This is a genomic window from Chryseobacterium sp. 'Rf worker isolate 10' (assembly GCF_050753305.1).
Classification (GTDB): Bacteria; Bacteroidota; Bacteroidia; order Flavobacteriales; family Weeksellaceae; genus Chryseobacterium.
The window spans coordinates 729989-752979 of record NZ_JBOZOF010000002.1 but is presented as its reverse complement, the minus strand read 5'-3'; the positions used below and the strand labels follow the sequence as shown (position 1 = coordinate 752979).

Sequence of the window (22991 nt, the reverse complement as noted above, 5' to 3'; positions counted from 1 at the left end):
ATTTTAAAAAGACTAATTGCATGTTTGGATTTGCATTAGATACAGGAAATGATCCTGAAATTATCACTTTCATAGATCAGGTAAAGAATATTGAAGGAGCTAATCCTATTGCTTATAAAAAAATAAGGCTGGTGAATGTTCATAACGTACCCAGTCTTATTTCTGCTATAGAAAACGCCTCTAAAATTTATGAAAACAATGGTTTCATTTATAACCTTGATCAGGAAAATAACATCATATCGGGTACTTTTATCAGTAGTATAAAAATAAGCAAATCCAAAAAAAATATCATTCTAAGTGGTTTTGCATGGACCAGTCCTAAAGGGTATCAAAAAGCCATGGATATGAAATTCAATAATGAAATGATTGAAAAAAATATCTGGAAAAATTTTAGAAAAGACGAACTTCAAGGATGGCTTGTGTATGCTTTACATTCTTGTAAACCTGAAATAATCAGAGAAAATATTAACATTCAAATTGATGGAAATGAATTTCACAGCTTAGATGGTTTTTTCTGTACACTGGGAGAGGAAATACATGGGATCTCAGGATACTTCGGACGCAATATATATTCTTTGTATGATTGTCTGCGTGGAGATTTTGGAGTAAAATCCATCTCAGAAATCAATTGGCTCAATCATAAAAGGAGTAAAGCAATACTTAAAACAAAGTTTATAGAAATTGTAGAGATCTTTGAAGATTACAATATAAAGGTTCTATTGAATTAAATTTATCATCAGAAATCTCACAGGTTTTGAAAACCTGTGAGGTTTAATATAAAAAAGACAGGCCTTAAAAAAGCCTGTCTTTTTAAAAATATCTCAGATATAATTTTACTCTACGTTGATTACCTTTTCGATTTCCGGAGCATGTTGTTTGATGGTATTTTCAACCCCTAATTTTAAGGTTGAAAAATTCAGTGAACAACCGGAACAGTTACCCAAAAGTTTCACAAACACCTGATTATCTTTCACATCAATAAGCTCAATATCACCTCCATCTTTATTCAAAAATGGTCTGATGCTTTCGAGAGCTTCCATTACTCTTGTTACTGTATCTTCGTGTGTTATGTTTGTTTCCATATTTTTCAGTTCGATTCGGTTTCTTCAAATTTTATTGAAAGTTATTATTATTTTGCTTTTGGAGAGCATCCTGCCATTGTTGAAATCTTCACGGCTTCAGTAGGAGGAAGACTTTTGTTTCTTTCCACTAAGCTTTCTACCATTTTTCTGGCAGTTTCTGTGTAGATCTCTGCAATTTTAGATCCTTCCTGAAGCGCAGCCGGTCTTCCTACATCTCCTGCTTCTCTAATGCTTTGGATCAACGGAATTTCTCCCAATACAGGAATTCCAAGATCTTCAGCTAAATATTGCGCTCCCTGGTTTCCAAAGATATAATATTTATTGTCAGGAAGTTCTTCCGGTGTAAAATACGCCATATTTTCGATTAATCCAAGAACCGGAATATTGATACTTTCCATCTGGAACATCGCAATTCCTTTTCTTACGTCTGCCAATGCAACATGCTGAGGTGTACTTACAATCACTGCTCCTGTTACCGGCACTTCCTGAATAATAGACAAGTGAATGTCACCTGTTCCCGGAGGAAGATCTATTAATAAGAAATCCAGTTCTCCCCATGCAGCATCTCTGATCATCTGGTTTAATGCTTTTGAAGCCATAGGACCTCTCCACACTACCGCCTGATTAGCTCCTGAGAAATACCCGATTGAAAGCATTTTCACGCCATAATTCTCAACAGGTTTCATCAGGCTCTTACCATTCACTTCTACAGAAATTGGTTTTTCACCTTCTGTATCAAACATCGTAGGAACTGAAGGACCATAGATATCAGCATCTAATAATCCTACTTTGAATCCCATTTTAGCCAATGTTACTGCCATATTTGCAGACACTGTAGATTTTCCCACTCCTCCTTTACCGGAAGCAATAGCGATAATATTTTGAATTCCCGGAATTTGTTTTCCTTTGATCTGACTTTGCTGAATTTCACTAGGCTCCGGAGAAACGATCTTAAGTTTTAAATGAACGTCTTCTCCAAACTCACTGGCAAAAGCCTGTTTCATGGCAGCCTCCAGTTTTTTCTTTTCGTGCATTGCAGGCGAATGAGCAGTCATGTCAATATAAACATCATTACCCATAATTTGAAAATTACTCACCAAGTCGTCTACTTCTATTTCTTTAAGGAAATCCTGAACCTTTTCTTTCGTCAACATATAAATATAAATTGTTTACAAATTTACGCATTTTTCACCTATTTAGAATAAGTAAACACAATCATAGATAAATTCTTTTGTAAACACAGACTTTCAACCCTTTATATACCGACAGATTATCATCTGAAATAGGTTACCAACGGGATATTTTTGTTCCAGAATTCACTGGATTTTAACAGCCAGGAAGTAGAAAAGAAAAACAGGGATGTGGTTTCAAAAATAAGGGTAGAATATATTAAAAATTGATTATCAGAAGCCGAATCATCCACCAAAAGAGCAATAAGGCCAATGCAGGCAAGACTGATCAGTATTCCCCAGCCACAGATTTTATAATACAGATTTCTACGGCTTTTTTTAAGTGCTTCTTCTTCAGAAATAGGTTTCCCTTCCTGTTTTTTATCACTTTTTTGAAAGAAATAGAGACAGAAAACGGCAAATGACAGAAAAAGCAATCCAGCACTGATATAGTGCACCCAGCTGAACCAGTCCTGGTAATTTACTTTATCGATATTGATGTAAATATTTCCTCCATACCCTTTAAATCTTGTGGGAAATACAGCAACCAAAACGGCCATTACCCCGGCAAAATTGGAAAGCATGTTTTCATATTTGTCTTTCCCTCTGTAGGTAGCAAATAATCCACCCAGAATACATAAGGTCCCAACAAAGATCACATGTCCGAAACTATAGTAATAATGACTGATACTTACTTTGAACGGATGTTCATCCTTCAGAAAATAAGTGGTCAAAATAAGAAGAAATGAAAGGAGAAATCCTAACAGTCCGATAAACATTCGCAATTGATAATAGGAGATCAGAACTCCGTTATGATCATCATGAGCCGGTTTTTTTAAATTAGTTTCCATGAGTTTGGTTTTTGAGGTTATCGTTGTTTTGAAACTGAAATTATAATGGAATTGTTATTTTATCAATAATTTTTACATTCCTGTCCGGATCCAGTTTAAAATTATCTTTGATAAATTTCTTCGGATCTTCCGTAAGCATCTCTCGCTGTAAATGGAAAGCCTGTTTCTTTTTCAACAGACTCATCCATTGGTATGTTTTCCTGATAGCCACTACATAGATGACAATTTCTTTATCTGTTATTTTAAACTTCAGAAAGTTTTTATTGCCTGTATTTATTTTTCCTGAAGAGATTTCAGTAATATAAAATTTGAAAAGATGATAGCCTGCAAGAATATACCATCCAAAAAGTATGGATTGCAAAAGAGCAGAAATAATAACCTGCGCAATCAGATAATTGTTTCCAGCCGGAACTTTAAAAAAGTTTTTCAGGCCATCAACAAAAGACAAATGGCTATCCTGTAAAAAAATAACTTTATCATATTCAGGAAATATCGCAAATACCCACAATTGAATCCCAAACGACAGCAAAAACAAAGCTATCCGCATCATTTTACTCTTCCATTGTTCTTCTGCTGAACATTCTGTACTGGTGACTTTGGTGATGATAAAACAAAATACGATAGGAATCAGTAATAATACCAGCCATTTCAGAAGAGAATCTGAATAGCAAAAGATACAGGCCACGATTGATGAAAGAAAAAACAGTAATACGGTGAATTCGTAATTAATGATAAAGAAAATAAGGTTCCAGAATGTTTTCTTCCCTGACTTTTCTTTAGAAGGATATTTGCCGTCCAGTTCGTATTTCAGTTCTGTAGTCGTTGTATTTTGTAAAATAGGAAGCTTGATTTCATCTTTTAAGAAATGGGTAATATGACCGAAAGCCCCTCCTCCTCCTGAAGTAATATAATGCTTGATTTCTTTGTCGTAGCCTTTCACATTTTCATCTAATTTGTAATGAGAATAATGATGAATATCTCCTGTAAGCACCACATCAAAAATAATTTCTGATTTGATATTACTGGCCTCTAATTTTCTGACAGCTTCTTTCATCGTTCTGATGATATATTCCAGGCTGTCCATTCGCTGTCTTCTTTTATGTCTGTCTTTTATATCATAATTGTACCAGTAGGGTTCTGCAATGAGCAGTATCACGTGGTTGACATCATTCCCTTTTGAAATTTTTTCTACATATTCCGTAAAAAAAGTCATTTGAGGAATATCAATATCACCCAGCAGCTGATTGTCAATACCCATTAAGTGTACATTTTTTCTTAATGAATAGGCAAAATAGCTTCTGTTCTGTACCGTTCTGTAATCACTGATTTTACTTCGCTGGCACATCAGCCTGAAAAAAGCACTTAAACCATCATACCAGTCATGATTGCCTGGTGTAGCAATAAGAATTGGCCCAAATTCTCTTGTATCCGGAGCTACCAGTCTTAAAGGTCCTTTGAAACGGTCTCTGTAATTGATTTCAGAACCTACAGGATATACGAGATCTCCTCCTACAACCAGAACAGATCCTCTTTTCAGTTTAATTTCAGACTCGTTCTCCACATCCCTGTCAAATTCATTTCTAAAAGAATAGGTATAGCTGTCTCTTGTTAAATGATAAAAAACAGAGGTAGTAGCATCAAAACCATCTCCTGTATCTGCAATGAAATCAAACCAGAATTCTTCTTCCGATTCATCACAATTATTCTCTATCAGTTCTCTTCCTGTATCTTTTCCCAAAGCGGTCTGCATTTCTCTTTTATCAATAATGGAAAGAATATCCGCTGAGAGAGAAACCATTCTGAAACTATTCATCAATCCTGTGAAATCAAACCATTTCACAGGTTTTTGAGGAATAAAGTAATAGGGATATTTCTCATAAATATCTTTGAATATTTTCACTTTTTTAGCAGAATACAGACTGTCTTTAAAGTAAAATATCAAAAATGCAGCTGCAACGAGCAGCAGAAGGTAAAAAAACAGTGTTTCCATCGTGTTATTGATTGAGTTTGTCTTCGTTTTCCAAGTGTTGTTATTCTAAAAATATTTTGAAATATGCTGCACTTGAAATTATTAGTTTATCATCAAATTTATGAAATTTCAAATTCGATTCAAATAACACTTTTGTGGTATTTATTTATGAATAAAAATATTTATGAATACTTATTTAAAATAAAATAATTAGATTTATTAACACTTTCACCATCACAAAACAATGAATATAAAAAACAACACTTACCCTTCCAAGTACGCATTACCTAAAGGACTTTTCACCGTTGGGAAAACAAAATTAAAATGGTACGACCTAGCGTCTGATCCTGCAGAAATCTCTTCACAGGATATTCTTAATGCTCAAATATGTATTGAAAATGCAGAGGAAAATTTTCAGAATATTGATGACCTCGGATTTATCATTATGCACCGATGCGGGGAAAACTACCTCCTATTAGTCTGCACCTGGCGTAGTGAAAATGAACTGTGGGAAAGTGTCTATTACAATGGTTCCGGCAGGTTTGAAATATGGGACAGAAACAAAACCCACCTCCCAACTTACTGTGTTTGGGAAATGGGCATCGTCTATCATGAATCCCAGTCCTGGAAGAAATATTTGGGCTCCGGAAGGGAAGAAAAAGATCAAGAGGAATATCTCAATGATTTCTTTGAAGGAGAAGTGTAAGTATTGTGTATTATCATTGACTATGTCGAATCTTCGATTTCTGATGAAGGAAGAGATTCTTCATTCCACTTCGCTTCATTCAGAATGACATGAAACATAAAAATGACTTAAACAAATTACTAGTTTGCTCTGTTTTTTTCATCAAACCTTACATTGCGATCCATTCCTTTTACTTTTTTATTTCCAAAAGTATAGGTAGCAGACACCGTAAGCCTTCTGGCATCGTAATAATTATTGTAAGAATGCGTTCCTGTAGTATAATAAATTTCACCCAGACTTTTCCCCTGCTTCAAAATATCGGAAACAAATATATTCAGCTGAAGACTCTTTTCCATAAGATTCAGTTTCAGGCCTGAAGTAAGATTTCCTGCAAATTTCATATATGAATTTCCGGAATTTGAAGGCAGTCGGAACCAGTAATTCAGAATGAGCTGTACTGTTTTGCTGGAGTTGAGTGATATATTATTCTGAAAATCGAAATCATAGCTGTTTCCTTTTCTGGAAAGGGCATCGGTAGCAAAAACATCGGTATTCATATAAGAATAATTGGCAGAGTAATTGGCTTCCCATTTTTTGAAAAAAGTATCTGAATAATTAAGAGAAACTCCCATACTATTCTGATTGTAGTAATTTTCAAAAGTACTCACTCTGTTTTCACCTTTCAGATTAGCCAACTGGCCAAATGCGTCCACTGTTCTCTGAAAATAAGCTGATGCGGACAATTTTCCTTTATAAACATACGAAAGCTCAAAATTATGATTGATAGACGGCTTCAGGAAAGGATTTCCTGTAAAATAAGAATTGATATTGATGTACCAGCGGTATGGATTAATAGCACGGAATCCCGGTCTGTTGATTCTTTTGGAATAATTCAGGTTGAAAGTATGATTTTCGTTGCTTTTATAGGTAACATAAGCCGTAGGAAAAAACTTCCCGTAAGAATTTTCGGTCTGCTGCCCGGACGTTAAAGAATTTCCGTTCACCACAGAATATTCGTAACGTAAACCTGCTTTTGCAGACCATTTTTCGTTGAATGATTTTTCAAAACTCATATAAGCTGCATAGTTTTTTTCGTTATACTCAAATTCATTGCTTTTCAGAGGATCTGTAATATATTCTCCGTTCGTTAAGTTCTGATAAAATATACTGGAATTATTATCAAAATTGGTGAACTTCACTCCCGTTTCTGTCTTTGCAAACGAATAAGGTAAGGTAAGATCCGCCTGTCCGGAATAAATTTTATAATCAACTATAGAAGGTGATTTTACAACAAATTGATCACCGGAACTTTCTGTGGTAGTAAAATCAATCGTAGTGTCCGGAGTATTGGAAAAATAATTTCCTGTAATGCTTAATTTGTTGTCCTGCTTCCCGAATTTAAGATCATAATAAGCACTCACAGTATGTTGTCTGCTTGTAGCTCTATGTTCTGCATCAGTAAGAAGTGTATTCGTGTAATTACCGTTCTGGAAATAGTTTGAAGTATTCGTAATATCCATATTGGAGTGACCAAATCCTACATCATAAATAAACCCGACATTAGATTTCTTACCCAACTGATAATCCAGACTTAAATTGGCACCCAGCCCGTCTCCAAAATCCCTTCTGTTATCATTACTTTTAAGACCGTCGGCTCCTTCTATCCAATAGTTTTCGTAAGAATGTTTTTCATTTTTATTCTGTCTTAATTTTAGTGAAGTTCGCAATTTTTCATTCTGATAATTCACTGTCACACTGTTTGAATTTCCGGTATACGTCTGCTGCTGAAGACTGGAAGTTAAGCTTCCGCTCCACCCAAGATTCTGATTTTTCTTTAAAACAATATTGATCAATCCGCTGTTTCCCTGTGCTTCGTATTTCGCAGGAGGTGAAGTAATAACTTCAATTTTTTCTATATTTTCGGACCTGAGACTTTTCAGGTAAGTAACAAGTTCAGCATCTGATAAATTCAGAATTCGGTCATTAATCATTACCGCTACTCCACTTTTCCCGACAATGGAAACTCCTGTGTTATCATCTACTTTTACCAATGGTGTTGTTGCAAGAGCATCGGCCCCGTCCATTCCCTGTGAGGCCATAGAATTAGAAACATTGAAGACCAGCCTGTCTGCTTTTCTTTCAATCAGCTTTTTTCTGGCAGTTAACGTAACACCTTCGATCTGTTTTTCTTTTCTTTTTTCAACAGAAAAATCCTGCTTCACCTCTCCGTTGATGATAATATCTTTACTGGATATTTCTATGCCATCCTGTATAAGCTTAATGGTATAGTTTCCATTTTCTGAAAGTTTCAGGGAATAATTTCCTTTTTCATCTGAAATGGCGGTCTGCTTTTTCTGATCTTTTACGGCAACCACCTCAACATAAGGAACAGCATTTCCGGTTTGGGTGATCTTCCCTGTTATACTTTGAGCCAATGCAGTGACGGGCAGCAGCATGATCGCAGCGAGTAACATCTTCTTCATGAATTATATCGTTTTTAATAAGACAAACTGCTATCGTCTTTTATTACATCTGTCTTACTGTTTTTCAATATCTTCGCCTTTATAAAATCAAAACATGAAAAAAGGGCTCATTGCATTTTCTATATTTATTACTCAGATTATTTCCGCACAGAATTACTCCCAATATGTTAATCCATTTATAGGGACCGGAGGCCATGGCCACACTTTTCCCGGTGCTATCGTTCCCTTCGGGATGGTACAGCCTTCTCCCGATACAAGAATTGACGGAAGCTGGGACGGATGCAGCGGATATCATTATTCTGACTCTGTGATCTATGGTTTTTCTCACACGCACCTAAATGGTACAGGAGTTTCGGATTACGGAGATATCATGCTGATGCCAACCATGGGAAACCCAAGTCTGAACAGTAAGGATTATTCTTCAAAATTTTCGCATAAAAATGAAAAAGCAACAGCCGGATTTTATGCGGTCAAATTAGATAAAAACAATATTGATGTACGTCTGACAACCACCAAAAGAGTTGGTTATCACGAATACACCTTCAACAATGCAGGGAATGCCAATATTATCTTAGACCTCAACCACAGAGATAAACTTCTGGAAGGTGAAGTGAAAATCATTGATGATAAAACCATTGAGGTATTCAGAAGAAGTGAAGCGTGGGCTACCAACCAATATATCTACTCAAGAATTGAGTTTTCAAAACCTATGAAAATTTCAAAAAAAGAGGTTAACGGAAAACAGGAAAGCAATCTTTTAACCGGAACAAAACTTGCGCTGGCATTTTCAGCTCAAGTTAAAAAAGGAGAAAAAATCAATGTAAAAGTTTCTATTTCTCCTACAGGTTATGAAGGTGCAGGAAAAAATATGCTGGCAGAAGGACAATCGAAGGACTTTGAAGCTGTAAGAAAACAGGCACAAACCGAGTGGGACAAAGAGCTTTCAAAAATTGAAGTAAAATCTGATGATAAAAATAAATTAGCAGTTTTCTACACCGCTCTTTACCATGTTTTCACCCAACCGAACATCAATATGGATGTGGATGGAAAATACAGAGGCAGAGATAACAAACTGTATAATGCCAATGGTTTCGATTATTATACGGTATTCTCACTTTGGGATACTTTCAGAGGTGCACATCCGTTGATGACTTTAATCGACAGAAAAAGAACCGCAGATTTCATCAATACTTTCATCAAACAATACGAACAGGGGGGAAAACTTCCGGTTTGGGAACTGGCTTCCAACGAAACAGAATGTATGATCGGTTACCACTCTGTTTCCGTCATTGCAGATGCTATGGCGAAAGGAATTCAGGGGTTTGATTATGAAAAGGCATTTCAGGCTGCAAAAGGTTCTGCCATGCAGGATATTTTCGGGTTGAATGCTTACAAGCAAAATAATTATATCAGCATAGATGATGAGCATGAAAGTGTTTCCAAAACAGTAGAATATGCCTATGACGACTGGTGTATTGCTCAAATGGCAAAAATTTTAGGCAAGAAAGAAGACTATCAGTATTTCATGAAACGTTCTCAGAACTGGAAAAACCTTTACAATCCAAAAACAGGTTTTATGCAGCCAAGAAAAAATGGAAACTGGTACGAACCTTTTGATCCAAGAGAAGTTAACAACAATTATACGGAAGGAAACTCATGGCATTATTCGTATTCTGTACAGCAGGATATTCCAGGTCTTATTGCAGCCCATGGCGGAAAAGAAAAATTTGAACAGTTTATAGATGCCATTTTTACCGCTCCTGATAAAACTACGGGAAGAGAGCAAGTAGACATCACAGGATTGATGGGACAATACGCTCAGGGAAATGAGCCTAGCCACCACATTGCTTACCTGTACAATTTTGTAGATAAACCTGAAAAAACAGATGCCAAAATAAAGTACATCCTTGATAATTTTTATAAAAACACCCCGGACGGACTGATCGGAAATGAAGACTGCGGCCAGATGAGTGCATGGTATATTTTAAGCTCAATGGGAATTTATTCTGTTACTCCGGGATTACCGGAATGGGAAACAACAACACCTTATTTTGACGAAATTAAAATTCATCTTGAAGACGGTACTACAAGAACAATTACTAAAAACATAGGCAGAGCAGAACTTAAAAAACTAGGCTTCGAAAATGTAAAGCCTGTTAAAGATTTTAAATATGCTGAACAAACGGCTTCCCCTGTAATTTCAGCAGACAGAATCTTTGATTTTTCTACCAAAGTTGAGATCACGCCACTGAATCCCAATGACAAAGTATATTACATGACAATGGATGACAGTGACAGCAATAAAAGAAAGACTTTCTCTACTTATAAAGCCCCATTTTCTATCACCAAAACGACTCAGGTAATGGCTTACGCTGAAAGAAACGGTGAGAAAAGCTCTGTAACCACCGCTAATTTCAACAGAAGACCTAATTATTGGGACATCAATATTCTGTCAAAAGTGACTCCGCAATACAGTGCTACCGGAAAACTGGCTCTTATTGACGGAATCAGAGGGGATGTAAACTGGAGAAAAGGCGAATGGCAAGGTTATCAAGGACAAAATTTTGAAGCTGTCATTGATTTTAAATCGCCTCAAAACATCAAATATTTATCTTCCACCTATCTTCAGGACAGCAGAGCATGGATTCTGATGCCTAAAAAAGTAGAATATTACGCTTCTATGAACGGAAAAGATTTTATCCTTTTGAAAACCGTTGACAATGATATTGATCCTAAAGATGAGAAAGTACAGACCAAAGATTTTTCTACCGAAATTCTTCCTACCGAAGCCCGATACATCAAAGTAAAGGCTTACTTCTTCGGAAAACTTCCAGAATGGCACCAGGGAGCAGGCGGTGACGCTTATATCTTTATTGATGAGATTGCTGTGAAATAAAACAATGAAAACACTTATGAAAAAATTATCATTACTAGTCTTTTTACTTTTAAGTACCCTAAAAGTTTCAGCCTGTAAATGTGTATATGAAACATTATCACAGAATTATTTAAATGCCAGCATTGTGGGCATTATTAAAATTGTAAGAGTGTATGATGAAAATACCGAGCAAAGAACATACAAAGCAGATATTGAATTTGAAAAAGTGTACAAGGGAACAACAACAATTAAAACAATGAATGTAAGAGGGCTAATTGGAAACTCCTATTCCGGGGCATGTGAAGTTGATGTATTGCCCAACGAAAGATATTTGATCTTTTTAAACCCATCCAATAACACCTACTCCATCTCATCCTGTACTCCAAAATCAAAACTGGAAAATAAACCAACAAAAGTTGAAAAATCGTGGCTGAAAAATCAGGAAAAAGTCTTTACCTATTTAGATAATAATAAATTCAGGTTTATGGGCTTACAGTTTACCCGTTGCTATGATGAATTCCAAACTGAATATAAATCTGATTTATCAAAAATCAGTGGATTTAAACCTAAGCAGCCTTTTGCTATCTATAAAGTAAAAATAAATGACAGGTCAAAAATTCAGGAAATTACTCCTGTTACAACTTTTGGAAGTAAGGATAGTACGATAGAAAAGATACTGAAAACTAATATGATCGTCTCCACGCCGGTATCTTTCTGGAATCCCAACCCAAAAGAAGCTCTGCTCTTTCTCTCTTACAACAAAGAAAATATAAATGACCCATACGGTGAAGTCATATCTTGTGACTAAAATAATTCCTTCTTTCAGCATTCGACCATAAAAAACGCGCCCTTCGAATTTTCGAAGGGCGCGTTTTTTATCCATTCATTCTTTCGGACCATTGCAGGACTTCCGGAAGTTCGATATCAGAAAATTCGATGTGGATTACTCTTCTTTTCTTTCCGTTGGTGGTTCGGTTGGATCCATGAAGCGTTAAAGGTTTCATGATCATAATTCCGCCTTTTTCCACGTTGCAGATTTCTTCTGTTTCTACTGTCCAGTCAATGGTTTCCGGTCTGTAAATACCTTTTGCATGGGATTTGGGAACTACTTTCAGTGCTCCGTTATTTTCATCAGTATCATCCAGATGGATTCTGATGGTATAGATATTTTCCAAAATATTCAGTGGAGGCTGTACTGCAAACTGATTTTGTTTGGTTGTCCATGGACCAAAGTTGGCAAGCTCCAGTTTTTTATCCACAGAAATAGTAAGATCCTGATGATAGGCTACATACCAGTTGGAAGTTTCAGGCTTATCAAAATAAATGCTTTTAACCACAAAATATCTCTCTCCGAAGATCTCCTTTATCACTTTTCTAATGTTTTCATTAAAAACCAGGTTTTTAATTTCCGGAACTTCTTTTAAAAACTGTCTTATAGCAAACAGATCTTCAGACTTTCTGAAGTTCTCTTTTGAGGTATCTATATTTCGCAGAACAAGGTTGATATCTTCAAGTTCTTTCTGTGAAAACACATGATTGATAACAGCAAAGCCATATTCTTCAATATGGCTTTTATGATTTTCTAAGTTATTTAAACTCATTATTATTTAAATTTTGTCTAATGGTTCAGTCAGCTGTCCTTCCCATTTAGAAACCGCTGTAGTTGCCAGTGTATTTCCAAGTACGTTGGTCATACTTCTACCCATATCGCAGAAATGGTCAATTGGCAAAATCAAAGCAATTCCTTCCGGAGGAATTCCAAACATAGAACAGGTTGCTACAATAATCACAAGAGAAGCTCTCGGAACCCCTGCAATTCCTTTTGAAGTAAGCATTAATACCAAAAGCATGGTAATCTGCTGTCCGATCGTCATTTCAATACCGTAGATCTGTGCAATAAAGATTGAAGCAAATGTCATATACATCATACTTCCATCCAGATTGAATGAATACCCTAAAGGTAAAATAAAAGATACTACTCTGCTGTTACACCCAAATTTTTCAAGCTCTTCCACCAATTTCGGGAATACAGCTTCTGAACTTGTTGTAGAGAAAGCGATTAGTAATGGTTCTTTAATTCTTTTTAATAAATCAAAAAGACGGTTTCCTAAAATAAAATAGCCTACCAGTAACAGAACAAGCCAAAGAACACCGATTGCAAAGAAGAAATCTCTCAAATAAATAGCGTATACTTTAAAGATTTCAAAACCATTAGTAGCAACCACTGCTGCAATAGCTCCTAATACTCCTAGCGGGGCAAACCACATGATATACCCTACCATTTTAAGGATCGCATGAGCAATGATATCAAAAAGCTTCACCACAGGTTTAGCATATTCTTCACCCAAATTAGCCAGTGCAACTCCAAACATTACGGCAAATACAACAATCTGCAATACTTCATTGGTAGCAAAGGCTTCAAATAAACTTTTAGGAATCATGTGCTTTACGAAGTCTTCCATAGAAAAACTTTTACTGTTTTTAAGAAGTTCATCAGCAGAAGAAACATCCTGGATCGGTAGTTTGGTAACATGTCCCGGTTCAAGCCAGTTAACAAGGATCAACCCGATAAAAAGAGAAACCAAAGAAGCAGAAATAAACCAAAGCATTGCTTTTGTTCCTACCCTTCCAATCATTTTAATATCACTCATTTTGGCAATTCCCACTACCAAAGTTGTAAAAACCAAAGGCGCAATAATCATCTGTACCAATCTGATAAAAACCGTTCCTAACAGTTTTATGTTCTTGGAAAAAGGTTCTGCACTTTCCGGATAACTCACATGCACAACACCTCCAATCCCTACACCCACAACAAGGGCAATGATAATTGCTATAAAAAGTTTATTCTGTCCTTTCATATATAAGTTTCAATTTGCGCAAATATAATAGTTTTAGAATTGGCAGTATATTTTAAAAATGTGGATAAATTTCACATTATGTCTACTAAGTTTTCAATACCTGAAAATTAAAACCTTGATTTAGAAAATATTGTAAAAAAATTTAAAAACATTTATTGAATTTTTATTCTTTTGGTACAAATTTTATTATTACATTTGAGTGTATAACAACATTAAAATAAATATACAATATGAAAAAAACTATTGCAATGGCTGCATTAGCTGTAGCTGTATCTTTCGGTGCTATTTCTTGTAAAAAGAAAGTTTCTGATGCCGATCTTCAGACTCAGGCTACAACGGTGGTAACTTCTAATCCCAATGCTTCTGTGGAAGTAAAAGAAGGTGTAGCTCACTTAAGCGGAACTTTTGCAGATCAGCAGTCGAAAGATGCGATGATTGCAAAATTAAAAGCGATCAGCGGAGTAAAAGACGTAATGGATATGTCTACAATAGCTGCTGCTCCAACTGCAGCACCGGTTGAAACGGCTTCTGCTGTAGATCCTGCTGTTCAGAAAAAAGTTCAGGATGCGGTGAAGGATTTCCCTTCTGTAAAAGTAGAAGTTGTAAACGGACAGCTTACTCTTACAGGAAATGTTTCTGGTTTACAGGCTAGAAAAATCAAAGAATCTGTGGATGCTTTGAAAATCGGAAAGTATAACAACAACCTAATCGTAAAATAATTTAAAATGAGCGAATTACAAGATAAATATTCAAGTGTAGTTTCAGCGGCACAGTCTGCAGGAATCGCAAATCTTCAGGTTCAGGAGCAGGACGGTATTCTTTATGTTTCTGGAAATGCTTCCAATACTGCGGCTAAAGATGCTGTATGGAATGCTTTAGGAGCTATTGATTCTACTTATTCTGCTTCAGATATCAATATTGATGTACAGGTTGCAGGTCTTATTTCCGGAGCTTCTTTAACGGTTGCCACTGAAGATTCTAACCTGAATATCAGACAGGAGCCTTCTACTGAAGCTGCCGTTGTAGGTAAAGCTGCAAAAGGTTCTTCTGTAACTTTAATTGAACAGACTTCTGATGACTGGTGGAAAGTGAAAACTGATGACGGTCAGGAAGGATATGCTTATTCAAGATATTTAAGAGCATAATTTTTATTAAATAATAATAAATTTTCACAAAAAAAGCATAGAAACATCCCAACTTAGGGATGTTTTTATATTTTTACCGCTCTGAAAAAAAAACTAATGAAGAAAACTATGTTGCTATTGGCTTTGGTATTCACGGCCATTATACTGCATGCACAAAAATTACACATCGACGGGAAAATATCGGATCCTGACAAAAAAGCGATAGAAAATGCCACCGTCTATCTTTTGAAACAAAAAGATTCATCCATTGTCAATTATACCGCAACCAATAAAGAAGGTAAATTCTCTTTGAAAATTGATGATATAAAAGAACCTTCTATCCTGAAAATTGATGCCGAAAAACTGTCTTCTTATTCTAAAAAATTTGAGAAAATAGACCAGTCTTTATCTTTAGGAGATATTCAGCTTGAGAAACAGGGTATCATTAATAATATTGATGAGGTAAAAATTACGGTATCTCCAGTAAAAATTAAAAAAGATACCATTGAATTCAACGCAGCATCTATAAAAGTGCGTCCTGACAGTAAAATTGAGGAACTTCTGAAGCAGATTCCCGGTGTAGAGATCAGTAATGAAGGAAAAATTACAGTCAACGGAAAAGATGTAGATCAGATTATGATCAACGGAAAACCTTTCTTTGACAAAGACGGTAAAATTGCCCTTCAGAACTTACCGGCAGATATTATCAAGAATATTCAGTTTACCACCACCAAAACAAAGGAAGAAGAGCTTAGCGGAAAAGCAGCTAAATCTCAGAATACAACCATCAACTTTAATATTGATGAAAAGAAAAATAAAGGTTTACTGACAAGACTGACGGTAGGCTACGGATCAGACAAGAGGTATGAAGGAAGCGGACTGGCCAGTTATTTTAAAGGCGACACAAAAGTAAGTATCCTGGCTTCTTCCAATAATATCAATTCGCAGGGATTTTCACGGGATGAGGTTTTTGACAGTATGGGGAACGGCCGAAATGCCTGGATGATGCAGGGTGGATCAGTTTCCACCGTAGGAAATGTCACTTATTACAATCAGGGAGGTGGTACAAAAGGAATTCAAAGATCTACCACCATAGGGCTAAACTATAGTGATAAATTGGGAAAAGATGCCGATCTTGATTCTTTCAGTCTGATGCATTCCGATTCTAATACGGAAACAAGATCCAAAGTTTCAAGGTCTACCCTTCTACCCGATTATACGCTTCAGACCAATTCTGAAAGTAATGGTGAAAATGAATCCAAACAATACAGTTTTGATACTTCAGTCAAAATAAAACTGGATTCTATGACAAGTGTCTATCTTTCTCCAAGATTCACTAAAAACAGCAGTTTTAGTTTTAATAACTCTAAATCTTCTTCTTTAAGAAATGGCAGCCTTCTGAACGAAAGTAATTCCTATTCAAGTAACGATTCTGAAAGCAATTCATTTAATCCTTACCTCTATTTTTCAAGAAAATTCAAGAAAAAAGGACGTTCAATTTCAGCGAATATGACAAGTTCAATTTCTGAATCTAAAAGAGATAACCTGAATCAGTCTCAAAACACCTTCTATCAGCAAAGCGGTACTACTTTTGACAACAGAGATCAGCTAGCCAAAAATAAAAATCAGAATAATACATTTAATTTCAATGCAGGATATACGGAACCCATTTCCGATTCGTCCAGTGTAAGTTTTGAAGTAAAATATGAAACCAGATCCTCCAGAGATCTAAGAAATGTAAATGATTTTGATAATGCAACTGGTGATTATACAAAATACAACCAGCTTTTATCCAACAATATGAAGCAGAGAATCAATCAAATCTCTCCTGAGCTTACTTATCAGATCAACAAAAATAAACTGAACTTCTGGGCTTCTGTAAAACTTGATGTTTCTGATATGAAAGTAAATTCTATCTTTAACGGACAGCAATATGATCTACAGAAAAATTTTGTACTTCCTGAATATAATGTGAACCTTTATTATCAACTTGGAGAAGGAAAAAACTTAAGTATCTACAATTACTCCAGCTTCACCATTCCTACTGCAGAACAGCTTACCCCCTATAAAGATGAAACCAATCCTTTGGCAACCTACCAGGGAAATCCTGATCTGAAAAATACATGGACCAACAGTCTGTCTCTCTATTTCAGCAATTATAACAAAGTAAAAGACCTCAGCTATTATCTCAATGTAGGTTTTACTTATAGAAACAATGATATCATTAATTTTACAAAATATGATAATGCCGGCAAGCAAATTGTGACCTACGATAACGTAAGCGGAAATAAAAGCATTAATGCCAGTGCAGGATTAAGCAAAATACTGAAGTGGAAAAACAACAAACTTACCATCAGTCCAAGATTCGGTATGAATTACGCCTATAATAATGGCTTTATTGATGGACAGGCTTTTACCAGCAATTCATATAATCTTAATCCGGGTATTAACCTAACCTATGAAATCAAGGATAAAATGACCATCAAGCCTTCTTACAGACTTGGATACAGCTTCTCCAACTATACCAATTATAATATCAACAGGGTGAATACAGCCAACCAGTCATTAAAGCTTGAACTCACCAATTATCTGCTGAAAGGCAATTTTGTATTTGGAAACGATTTTGAATACAATACCAATTCCAATATTGCTCCAGGCTTTAAAAAGGATTTCTACTTCTGGAATACAAGCCTTGGATATTCATTCTATAAAAAGCAGTTTACAGCAAAGGTAAAGATCTACGACGTATTGAATCAAAATCAAAGTGTGAGAAGAACCATCACAGATTCTTACTTCGAAGACCGCGAAGACCTGATCCTGAAAAGATACATCATGTTCTCTATCAGTATGAAACTGAATAAATTCGCAGGTAAAAAAATGCAATAACGCAACACCATACTTTTATATATATTTTTGATAATGGCCGGATCTTTCCGGCTATTTTTATGAACAGCCTAAATCTCAATCCTGAATACCATTACAACTGAAGATGTAAAATTCCTCTCCTTCGGGGTGTGGCAAAAATTCAAAGAATTTTTGACGGGATGGTTTCTTACAACAACCTTTTAAAGAAGATTTATTAATAAACTTGTTTTTATTTTTAAATTAGCGGTAAATTTTTTTTATGAAAATCCATATTTCAGTATTATGTATTCTTTTTTTCATTCTTGGAAAAGCGCAGAAAACGGAACAGAAAGATACTTTCGTTAAAGACAATTTCACCAAGAAAGAATTTTATATTCCTATGCGTGATGGAGTGAAGCTTTTCACAGCGGTGTATATCCCGAAAGATATATCCAACAAAAACAAATATCCGTTTCTGATGCAGAGAACCTGTTACAGCATCGCCCCTTACGGAGAGAATGAATATAAAACAAAGGTTGGTCCCAACACCTATCTTATGAAAGACAAGTATATTTTCGTGTATCAGGATGTGCGCGGAAGATATATGAGTGAAGGTACATTTACCAATATGACTCCACAGGTTGAGCGTAAAACCAAAAAAGATGTTGATGAAAGTACAGATACCTATGATACGATCGAATGGCTTTTGAAAAATATCAAGGACAATAATGGTAAAGCAGGTCAGTTCGGGACCTCTTACCCTGGGTTCTATACAGCTGTAGGAACGTTGTCACAGCACCCTGCTTTGGTAGCATCTTCACCTCAGGCGCCTATTTCTGATTTCTGGAATGATGATTTCCTTCACAACGGAAGATTTATGCTGGGGTATTTCAGAACGTTCCCGGTTTTTGGAGTTCAGAAAACACAGCCTGAAAAGCAGGCGTGGTATATGGATTCTTTCATCAAGCAGACTTCTGAAGACGGTCTGAAGTTCTACAGAGATATGGGTACTCTGAAAGATGGATATGAAAAATATTACAAGAATAATTTTTTCATGACAGAAATTATGAATCATCCCAACTATGATGAATTCTGGCAAAAAAGAGGTCTTCTTCCTCATTTGAAGAATATCAATCATGCTGTAATGACCGTAGGCGGATGGTTTGATGCTGAAGACCTTTCCGGTCCTTTGAATATTTATAAAACCATTGAAAAAACAAGTCCTAAGGCTAAAAATACAATTGTAATGGGACCTTTCTCTCATGGCGGCTGGTCTCAGGAGCAAGGAAAGCATTTCCACAGTGAAACCTATTTTGGTGACAGCATTGCAACGTATTATCAGAAAAATATTGAAACAAGATTCTTCAACCATTATCTGAAAGGCAACACGAAAGAAGATGCCGGACTTCCTGAAGCATTGATGTATGACACCGGAGCTAAAGAATGGAAAGAATTCGCTTCTTATCCACCTAAAAATGCTCAGAAAGTAAATTTCTATTTAGCTGACAAAACTTTAAAAAAATCATCAGGACAGGGTTATTCTGAATATTACAGCGATCCTAACAATCCGGTTTTAAGTTCAGATCACTTAAAAGACTTCAACGGTTTCACTCCAAGAAATTATATGTCGGAAGACCAGAGATTTGCAGTAGGAAGACCTGATGTATTAACATTCACTACAGATGTTCTGACTGATGATATTACGTTTGCCGGAGAAATCATGGCCAAACTGAATATTGCATCCACTTCTACAGATGCTGATTTTGCCGTAAAATTAATTGACGTTTATCCTGAAGATTTCAAACCTGCAGAAAAGAAAGATGGAGTGATCTATGGTAACTACCACCAGATGGTAAGAAGTGAGATTATGCCTGCAAGATTCAGAAATACAAGAGAAAAGGGAGAAGCTTTAGTTCCTAACCAGAAAACGGCTGTTAATTTCAGGCTTCAGGATGTGGTTCATACTTTCAAAAAAGGACATAAAATCCAGATTCAGATCAGCAGTACGTGGTTCCCGCTTTTCGCGATCAATCCGCAGAAATTTATGGATAATCCGAATTTTGCCAACAAAGAAGATTACACCAAAGCATTTATTAAAGTATATGATGACAGCTCAATTGAAGCTGAAGTTTTAAAATAAAATAAAAAAGCTGTTCGTTCGAACAGCTTTTTTATTTTCGAGAACCTGAAGTTTATTTTAGGTTTTGGCTAAAGCCGGATGAATTGGTTCTTTTATTCAAGTGGGCTTTAGCCCACTTCTATTGATATTAAATCAGTCTCATAATTTATTCCTCAATGGTTCTGAAGGTAAGGTTTACTCTTGGAGTTTTCACTTTTGTAGTAGGAGGAAGTCTGTGGAGCCAGTTGTCCTGAGTAGTTCCTTTCATAATCAATAAGCTTCCATTTTCTAGAAATACTTCTGCCTTTTCTTTGGTTGTTTTATGTTTGAATAAAAACTTTCTTTCCGCGCCAAAAGTTAAAGAAGCAATAGCTCCGTGTTTCTTTAGATCTGTTTCACCATCGCTGTGGTAAGCCATTCCTTCGCTCCCATCATGGTATAGATTCAGCAGGCATGAATTGTAAGTTTCACCAGAAACTTCTTCACATTTTTTCTTCAGCTCCAATAATTCCGGAGTCCAGAATTTGGCATATTTTGTTCTTTTCGAATAGGTATACTCAAAAGCTTTTTCTCCAAACCAGGCTACTTTTCTTTTCGTAAGAATGAGTTTCCCAAAGATTATTGCTTCATCATTCTCCCAAGGAATCTGGTTGAGCAGATAATCATAATAAAAATCAGATTTTTCTTTGGAGAAAACCTTTCCATAATAATGAACGGTTCCATCGTGCGGAAGTACGTTGAGAGGATAGTCGGATATTTCTTCAAAAAGGCTTAGCATAGTTTTCTAATTAAATGCTTTTATATTTAAACACAAATTACACCAATATAAACGGACTTTAGTCAAAACTTAAATTTAATCTTTTTCAACCACAAAAGGCACAAAAGATTTTATACTTCAATATCTTAAAGAATAATCTTTATGTATAAAAAGTACACTTAAGCTTTTGAAAATCTTAGATTTTCATTTTGTGAACTTTATGGCGGATAATTTTAAGCTTATCCTCTATAAAGTCTTTTGTGGTAAAAAATAGGTTACGAGTAAATATGTGAACCTTCCCAGCCCACAATGAGTTGTTTCCTTTCACTTCCCCAGCGGTAGCCACCAAGATGTCCGGTAGACTGAATCACACGGTGACATGGAATAAGAAATGCAACAGGATTACTTCCAATAGCTGTTCCAACGGCTCTGGATGCTTTAGGATTTCCAATTTTTTCTGCCAGGCTGCCATAAGTAGACAGTTTTCCCATCGGAATGGTCAACAAACTTTCCCAGACCTTAAGCTGGAAATCAGTTCCTTTTAAATGTAATTTTATCGTATTGAGTTTTGTCCAGTCTTTATCGAATATGGACAAGGCATTTTTTTGAAGCGTGTCTTGCTGCTCCATAAAAGAAGCATTGGGAAACTTTTGTTTCAGTTCCCCGAATGCTTTTTCTTTATCGTCTTCAAAAGCCATATAGCAGATTCCTTTTTCTGTAGAAGCTACCAGTATATTCCCAAAAGGACTTTCGGAAAAACTGTAATGAATGCTAAGGCTTTTTCCTCCGTTTTTATATTCTGCAGGAGACATTCCTTCTATTTTTACAAACAGGTCATGAAGCCTGCTGGTACTGGAAAGTCCTGTCTCGTATGCGGTATCAAACAAAGTTGCTTTTTCTTCCTTCAATAAATTTTTAGCATGTTCAAGACTGATGAACTGTAAAAACTTTTTCGGACTTGTTCCTGCCCAATCTGTAAAGATCTTCTGAAAATGAGCCGGACTCAAGTGAATATTCTCTGCCACTTCCTCCAAACTTGGCTGAAGCCTGAAATTGCTCTGGATATATTCTATCGCTTTCGCAATTCTGTTATAATCGATATTATTTTGTGTGGACATTGTATTGTTATTTTACCTCACAAATTTCCAAAGAATATACGGCAGAAAAAATCCGATTCTTGCGGAATATTAGTTGTTGTTATAAATATCGTAATAAGCAAGCATTTTGTAATATAACTTCGCAGAAAGGAAAGCTGTTGGCTTAGCCATTGGAGAATCCATTAATTCTACAATGTCAAATGCTACTACATTACATTTTTCAAATACTTTTCTTAATAATTCCAAAGTTGGATACCATTGTAATCCACCCGGCTCAGGAGTTCCTGTAGATGGAGCAATAGAAGGATCAAAAGCATCTAAATCAATAGTAATATAAACATTTCCTGATACTTTCTCCAATACATCATTGATCCAGTTTTCGTTGTTCGCGATTTCGTGAGCAAAGAATACTCTTCCTTCCGGTAAATATTCTACTTCTTCAACATCCATAGAACGGATTCCCACCTGTACTAAGTTATGCTTCTGATTCGCTTCAAAAACGGCACAAGCATGGTTAGAAGTAGAACCATGAAAATCAGGACGTAAATCTGTGTGAGCATCTAACTGAAGAACCGTAAGGTTTTCAAATTTCTCTCCTACCGCACGGATAGAACCGATAGAAACAGAATGCTCTCCACCAAAAAGAGTGAATAACTTTCCATCATTGTTCAAAAGTTCTTTTGTTTTCTGATAAACTGCTTCCGTCATTGCTTCCGGAGTAGAGTTTTCAGAAACATCTCCCGCCAAGTAAACTCCCTGTAGATAAGGTTCTGTTTGAGTTTCAATATCATAAAGCTCCATGTTTTCAGAAGCGTTTAAGAATAATTCCGGACCTTTATCAGCTCCTTTACCCCATGTTGAAGTTCCATCGTAAGGAACAGTTACCAACATTACTTTCGAATTCTCTAACGTTGCGTTTTCCTCGGGAATTCCTGCGTATGTCTTCATATATAATTATTAATTAAAAAATTAAATGATTCAAAGATTAAATGATTCCACAAAGATACAAAATAGTACTTGAGTTATAAGTAAAGAAAGGTTTGTTATCAATTTTTAACCTTCATTCTGATTTTTAAAT

18 protein-coding genes are annotated in these 22991 nt (G+C 35.8%); 8 read left to right on the top strand and 10 right to left on the bottom strand.

Annotated elements, in window-relative coordinates:
• The first annotated feature begins 20 nt into the window (after positions 1 to 20).
• Complete coding sequence (locus LKL37_RS13395; RefSeq protein ID WP_431611048.1) at positions 21 to 728, top strand: barstar family protein; 708 nt, start codon at positions 21 to 23, stop codon at positions 726 to 728.
• A gap of 105 nt (positions 729 to 833) precedes the next feature.
• Here LKL37_RS13395 and LKL37_RS13390 read toward each other — a convergent pair whose 3' ends face one another.
• From LKL37_RS13390 to LKL37_RS13375, 4 genes are all read right to left on the bottom strand, one after another.
• Complete coding sequence (locus tag LKL37_RS13390) at positions 834 to 1082, bottom strand: NifU family protein (protein ID WP_002977212.1); 249 nt, start codon at positions 1080 to 1082, stop codon at positions 834 to 836.
• 47 nt (positions 1083 to 1129) lie between these two features.
• Positions 1130 to 2236, bottom strand: coding sequence for an Mrp/NBP35 family ATP-binding protein (locus LKL37_RS13385; RefSeq protein ID WP_414844588.1), 1107 nt, complete (start codon positions 2234 to 2236; stop codon positions 1130 to 1132).
• A gap of 119 nt (positions 2237 to 2355) precedes the next feature.
• The gene (locus LKL37_RS13380) at positions 2356 to 3102 is read right to left on the bottom strand and encodes a hypothetical protein (RefSeq protein WP_431611047.1); all 747 of its coding nucleotides are present in this window, start codon (positions 3100 to 3102) and stop codon (positions 2356 to 2358) included.
• Positions 3103 to 3142: 40 nt separating this feature from the next.
• Positions 3143 to 5092, bottom strand: a complete 1950-nt coding sequence (locus LKL37_RS13375) for a metallophosphoesterase family protein (RefSeq protein WP_431611046.1) — start codon at positions 5090 to 5092, stop codon at positions 3143 to 3145.
• Between the two features lie 223 nt (positions 5093 to 5315).
• On the opposite strand from LKL37_RS13375, the gene LKL37_RS13370 reads away from it, so the two are divergent.
• A complete protein-coding gene (locus LKL37_RS13370) occupies positions 5316 to 5777 on the top strand; it encodes a hypothetical protein (RefSeq protein WP_431611045.1) in 462 nt (153 codons plus the stop codon).
• Between the two features lie 119 nt (positions 5778 to 5896).
• On the opposite strand, the gene LKL37_RS13365 is transcribed toward LKL37_RS13370, so the two are convergent.
• Entirely contained in the window at positions 5897 to 8239 is a 2343-nt protein-coding gene (locus LKL37_RS13365; RefSeq protein WP_431611044.1) for a TonB-dependent receptor domain-containing protein, read from the bottom strand.
• 94 nt (positions 8240 to 8333) lie between these two features.
• Here LKL37_RS13365 and LKL37_RS13360 point away from each other — a divergent pair, with 94 nt between their 5' ends.
• Both LKL37_RS13360 and LKL37_RS13355 read left to right on the top strand, forming a co-directional pair.
• On the top strand, positions 8334 to 11135 hold the full coding sequence (locus LKL37_RS13360) for a GH92 family glycosyl hydrolase (RefSeq protein ID WP_431611043.1): 2802 nt from the start codon (positions 8334 to 8336) through the stop codon (positions 11133 to 11135).
• A gap of 16 nt (positions 11136 to 11151) precedes the next feature.
• On the top strand, positions 11152 to 11922 hold the full coding sequence (locus LKL37_RS13355; protein WP_431611042.1) for a hypothetical protein: 771 nt from the start codon (positions 11152 to 11154) through the stop codon (positions 11920 to 11922).
• Between the two features lie 67 nt (positions 11923 to 11989).
• On the opposite strand, the gene LKL37_RS13350 is transcribed toward LKL37_RS13355, so the two are convergent.
• Positions 11990 to 12715: a phytanoyl-CoA dioxygenase family protein gene (locus LKL37_RS13350; RefSeq protein WP_431611041.1), complete on the bottom strand. Its 726-nt coding sequence runs from the start codon at positions 12713 to 12715 to the stop codon at positions 11990 to 11992.
• 6 nt (positions 12716 to 12721) lie between these two features.
• Positions 12722 to 13972 (bottom strand): dicarboxylate/amino acid:cation symporter, encoded by a 1251-nt coding sequence (locus LKL37_RS13345; RefSeq protein ID WP_431611040.1) that lies wholly within the window; start codon positions 13970 to 13972, stop codon positions 12722 to 12724.
• Between the two features lie 230 nt (positions 13973 to 14202).
• Between LKL37_RS13345 and LKL37_RS13340 the strand changes: the two genes are divergently transcribed.
• The 4 genes from LKL37_RS13340 to LKL37_RS13325 all read left to right on the top strand — a co-directional run bounded on the left by LKL37_RS13340 (position 14203) and on the right by LKL37_RS13325 (position 20080).
• Positions 14203 to 14691 carry a BON domain-containing protein gene (locus LKL37_RS13340; RefSeq protein ID WP_105700987.1) on the top strand — a complete coding sequence of 163 codons (489 nt, stop codon included), beginning with the start codon at positions 14203 to 14205 and terminating at the stop codon, positions 14689 to 14691.
• A gap of 6 nt (positions 14692 to 14697) precedes the next feature.
• Positions 14698 to 15117, top strand: a complete 420-nt coding sequence (locus tag LKL37_RS13335; RefSeq protein ID WP_431611039.1) for an SH3 domain-containing protein — start codon at positions 14698 to 14700, stop codon at positions 15115 to 15117.
• A 96-nt stretch (positions 15118 to 15213) separates the two neighbouring features.
• Positions 15214 to 17982 (top strand): outer membrane beta-barrel protein, encoded by a 2769-nt coding sequence (locus tag LKL37_RS13330; RefSeq protein WP_431611038.1) that lies wholly within the window; start codon positions 15214 to 15216, stop codon positions 17980 to 17982.
• A gap of 238 nt (positions 17983 to 18220) precedes the next feature.
• Positions 18221 to 20080: a CocE/NonD family hydrolase gene (locus LKL37_RS13325; protein ID WP_431611037.1), complete on the top strand. Its 1860-nt coding sequence runs from the start codon at positions 18221 to 18223 to the stop codon at positions 20078 to 20080.
• Positions 20081 to 20225: 145 nt separating this feature from the next.
• Here LKL37_RS13325 and LKL37_RS13320 read toward each other — a convergent pair whose 3' ends face one another.
• From LKL37_RS13320 to speB, 3 genes are all read right to left on the bottom strand, one after another.
• Positions 20226 to 20837 (bottom strand): alpha-ketoglutarate-dependent dioxygenase AlkB family protein, encoded by a 612-nt coding sequence (locus tag LKL37_RS13320; RefSeq protein ID WP_431611036.1) that lies wholly within the window; start codon positions 20835 to 20837, stop codon positions 20226 to 20228.
• Positions 20838 to 21091: 254 nt separating this feature from the next.
• A complete protein-coding gene (locus LKL37_RS13315; protein ID WP_431611035.1) occupies positions 21092 to 21934 on the bottom strand; it encodes a bifunctional helix-turn-helix domain-containing protein/methylated-DNA--[protein]-cysteine S-methyltransferase in 843 nt (280 codons plus the stop codon).
• Between the two features lie 69 nt (positions 21935 to 22003).
• Positions 22004 to 22861 carry an agmatinase gene (gene speB / locus LKL37_RS13310; RefSeq protein WP_431611034.1) on the bottom strand — a complete coding sequence of 286 codons (858 nt, stop codon included), beginning with the start codon at positions 22859 to 22861 and terminating at the stop codon, positions 22004 to 22006.
• Between the last annotated feature and the right edge of the window lie 130 nt (positions 22862 to 22991).